This window comes from Arthrobacter sp. P1_A5 (assembly GCF_056406825.1).
On record NZ_JBFTZL010000269.1, the window covers coordinates 1 to 3,712 of the forward strand.

At 66.0% G+C, this 3,712-nt stretch carries 4 protein-coding genes; 2 read left to right on the plus strand and 2 right to left on the minus strand.

Going from position 1 to position 3,712, the window contains the following annotated elements:
* The coding region (locus AC1D1S_RS20060; RefSeq protein WP_476995314.1) for a PEP/pyruvate-binding domain-containing protein at nt 1-1,017 on the minus strand (1,017 nt) is incomplete at its 3' end.
* A gap of 151 nt (nt 1,018-1,168) precedes the next feature.
* Entirely contained in the window at nt 1,169-1,987 is an 819-nt protein-coding gene (locus AC1D1S_RS20065; RefSeq protein WP_243177904.1) for a pyruvate, water dikinase regulatory protein, read from the minus strand.
* A gap of 123 nt (nt 1,988-2,110) precedes the next feature.
* Here AC1D1S_RS20065 and AC1D1S_RS20070 point away from each other — a divergent pair, with 123 nt between their 5' ends.
* Together AC1D1S_RS20070 and AC1D1S_RS20075 are read left to right on the plus strand one after the other, a co-directional pair.
* Nucleotides 2,111-2,449 (plus strand): hypothetical protein, encoded by a 339-nt coding sequence (locus tag AC1D1S_RS20070; protein ID WP_476995316.1) that lies wholly within the window; start codon nt 2,111-2,113, stop codon nt 2,447-2,449.
* Between the two features lie 91 nt (nt 2,450-2,540).
* A partial coding sequence (locus tag AC1D1S_RS20075; protein WP_476995315.1) for an SWIM zinc finger family protein occupies nt 2,541-3,712 on the plus strand: 1,172 nt, incomplete at its 3' end.

Below are 3,712 nucleotides of genomic sequence, written 5' to 3' on the forward strand. Positions count from 1 at the left end.
CTGCACGGTCTCCGGGCGCGCCTGCAGGATGTACAGGCCGCCGTCGATCCCGTCCTTGCCCCATTCGATGTCCATGGGGCGGCCGTAGTGGTTCTCGATGGCGACGGCGTGCCGGGCGAGCTGCTCGACGTCGTCGTCAGTGAGGCTGAAGCGGTTCCGCAGGGACGCCTCAACCGGCACGAAGTCGATGGTGCGGCCGATTTCGCGGCTGCTCGTGTAGGTCATCTGCAGGGCCTTCTCGCCCAGTCCTCGCTTGAGGATGGCGCGCCGGCCGGCCTGCAGCGCGGGCTTGTACACGTAGAACTCGTCGGGGTTGACGGCGCCCTGGACGACGGCCTCGCCGAGGCCGTAGGAGGACGTGACGAACACGGCGTCCTGGAACCCGGACTCCGTGTCCATGGTGAACATGACGCCGGARGCGCCGACGTCGGAGCGCACCATGCGCTGGATGCCGGCCGAGAGCGCCACCTCGGCGTGCTCGAACTTGTGGTGCACCCGGTAGGCGATCGCCCGATCGTTGTAGAGGGACGCGAACACGTCCTTGATGGCGAGCAGGATGTTCTCGATGCCGCGGACGTTCAGGAAGGTTTCCTGCTGCCCGGCGAAGGAGGCATCGGGGAGGTCTTCGGCCGTGGCGCTGGAACGGACGGCCCAGGACAGGTCCTCAGACCCGCCGTGCTTGTCCACCAGCTGCTGGTAGGAGTTCCGGATCTGCGCTTCGAAGTCAGGCAGGAAGGGCGTCTTGCGCATGAGGGCCCGGATCTCCTGCCCGGCGGCTGCCAGGGCGGTGACGTCATCGGTGTCCAGGCCGACCAGCCGGTCGGCGATCTTCTGGTCAAGGCCCGAATCCGCCAGGAAGTTGCGGTAGGCATCCGCGGTGGTGGCGAAGCCGTCGGGAACCTGGACGCCGGCGGAGGTCAGGTTCTGCACCATCTCACCGAGGGAGGCGTTCTTTCCGCCCACCCGGTCCAGGTCCTTGAGTCCGAGTTCTGAGAACCACAGGATGTCTGTCGTCATAGTTACTGCTCCTTTGCAGATGATGGCATGCAAGTGCGCCGCCCCGCTTGCGGCGATGGCCGGTTGATGGGCGCAAGTCCTGTCCACAGTGACAGGTCTCCAGCGCACTTTCCACATGACGTGCGCCACACTAAGTTTGTGAAACTTTTCCCTAATGCTTGAGGTTCATCCGCTGCAGGATGGTTGCCGCCATTTCCTCGACGGACACCGTGGCCGAATTCAGGTACGGAATCCTATGGGAGACGTACAGCTGCTCGGCGCTGCGCAGCTCGAAGCCGCACTGCCGCAGCGACGCGTAGGGTGAACCCCGGCGCCGTTCGGTGCGGATCTGRCTCAGGCGCAGGGGGTTGGAGGAGAGCCCGAAACACTTCTCAACGAAAGGCCTCAGCGGCTTGGGGAGCCCTTCGCGTTCAAAGTCTTCGTCCACCAGCGGGAAGTTGGCGGCGAAAATGCCGTGCTGTAGGGCCAGGTACATGGTGGTGGGCGTTTTTCCGCAGCGGGACGGYGCCACCAGGATGACTTGGGCCTTTTCGAGCGCCCGCAGGCTTTGGCCGTCGTCGTGTTCCATGGCGTATTCGACGGCGGCCATCCGGGATTGATACCGCTCCGCATTGCCCAGGCCATGGGCCCTGCCGGGTTCGCCGCTGGCCGGCGAACCGAGGGCCTGCTCCAGCTGTCCGACATGTGCCCCGATGAGATCCACGATGATTCCCTGGCACGTACCCAGGACCTGGCGGATATCGCTGCTTACCGCGGTGGAAAAGACGATCGGCTGCAGGCCCGCGGCGGCCAGTTTGTCGATCGTCCCGACCACCGTCCTGGCCTGTTCGACCGTGGTGATGAAGGGGACCGTTATGCGGTCAAAGTGGTTCGCGGGGAACTGCGTCAGCAAGGTGTTGCCGAGCGTTTCCGCGGTGATGCCGGTGCTGTCCGAAAGGAAGTAGACAGGCCGGAGATCGTCTTTGGTCATGAACGCATTCTCCCCCACGCCGGGACCGGTCCGGTATCGGGCAGCCGGCGGGTCCCTACCCCGTCTCCGGTCCCGGACGTAGACTGCTCGCTTACAACGCCACCAGCTATCCGGGTGATCGACATGAACTATGCAGGGACCGGGAACGAGAAGGCCGTCACGGCAAGTGACCTTAACCGGACACATGTCGGACTGACCGTGAGCTTCCAGCCGGACGAATTTACAGTGGTCTTCGGCCGGATTGGCGCCATTGCGCGCAAAGAGGGTGGTGTGACCATCGCGCTGGCGGGGGTGGACAGCGCGGGTGGCCTGGCCTCCCACTACAGCCTGCCTCCCGCCCAACAGGTCTACGTCCAGCCGGACATGCTCACCAATACGGAGACGACCATCAAGGATTTGTTCGGCAAGGTGCAGGAGAATCTGCGGAGCCACAAGGGARATCAGCGGCCGGACACCGTGTAGGGCGTCACTGACCGTTTACCGGCGTGGTGCGCCGCCGCCACACCGTTCTGCCTCCCTTGCGGTATCTGTGACATCGGGCACAATGTGCTTCATGGGGCGTTGGAGCGAGGAGCGGGTGATCAGCGCCGCGCCCGACCCATCGTCGCTGACGGCCGCCCGCAAGCTGGCACATCCCGGCCCCTGGTCCGACACGGGGAGCAACGACGTCCTGGTCTGGGGCAAATGCCAAGGCAGCGGAAAGACTCCCTACCAAGTGAGCATTGATGTCGCCGCTCCTGCCTATCGATGCTCCTGCCCGAGCCGGAAGTTCCCTTGCAAGCATGCCCTGGCGCTGCTGCTTATGTGGACGCGGGGCGAGGCGGCCGACGCCGCCGCGGAGACAGCCGCCTTCGCGCAGGAGTGGGCCTCCCAGCGGGCAGAGCGGACCGCCGTGCGCGAGCGGCGCCAGTCCGAGCCGGTTGTGGATCCGGCGGCACAGGCCAAGCGACTGGCCGACCGGCTGGCATTGATGGATGCGGGGATTGACGACTTTGCCCGGTGGCTGACGGACCTGGTGCGGACCGGCCTGGCGTCGGCCCGCACCCAGCCGTATTCATGGTGGGACGGCGTGGCGGGGCGCCTTGTCGATGCCCAGCTTCCGGGTTTAGCCGCCCAGGTGCGGGCGATGGGATCAGATGTGCACGCACGGACCGACTGGGGCGTTCACCTGCTTCTGCGGGCCGGGCGCTGGTGGGCGCTGACCAAGGCGTGGCGCAAACGGGACACCCTGACTCCCGACGAGCTCGCCGATCTCCGGGTGGCCGTCGGCTGGGCGGTGCCCACCGCCGAAGTTGAGGGCACCGAAGCGCTGCACGGTCCGTGGCTGGTGCTTGGCACTCACCGCAGCGACGACGGCCGGCTCCAGCAACAGCGGACCTGGCTTCGCGCCCCCGACGGAACGATCATCGTGGTACTCGATTTTGCTGCCCACAGTGACGCTCTGGCGACGCCTCAGCTCGCGGGTGCGATGCTGGATGTCACCGTCGCGCGGTATCCCGGCTCCGGGCCCCGGCGGGCAATGTTCACCGGGCCCGTAGCCCCGCAAGGACTGGCGGCCAGCCTCGGCGAGGGTGGGAACATTGCGCAAGCGTTGGAAATTGAATCGGCGGCGGTGRCACTCTCCCCGTGGTGTGAGCGTCACCCGGTCCTGTTGAGCGGGGTGCGCATCTGCCCTGGCAATTACGGCTGGCTCCGGGACGGATCCGGCAACGCACTCCCCCTGGT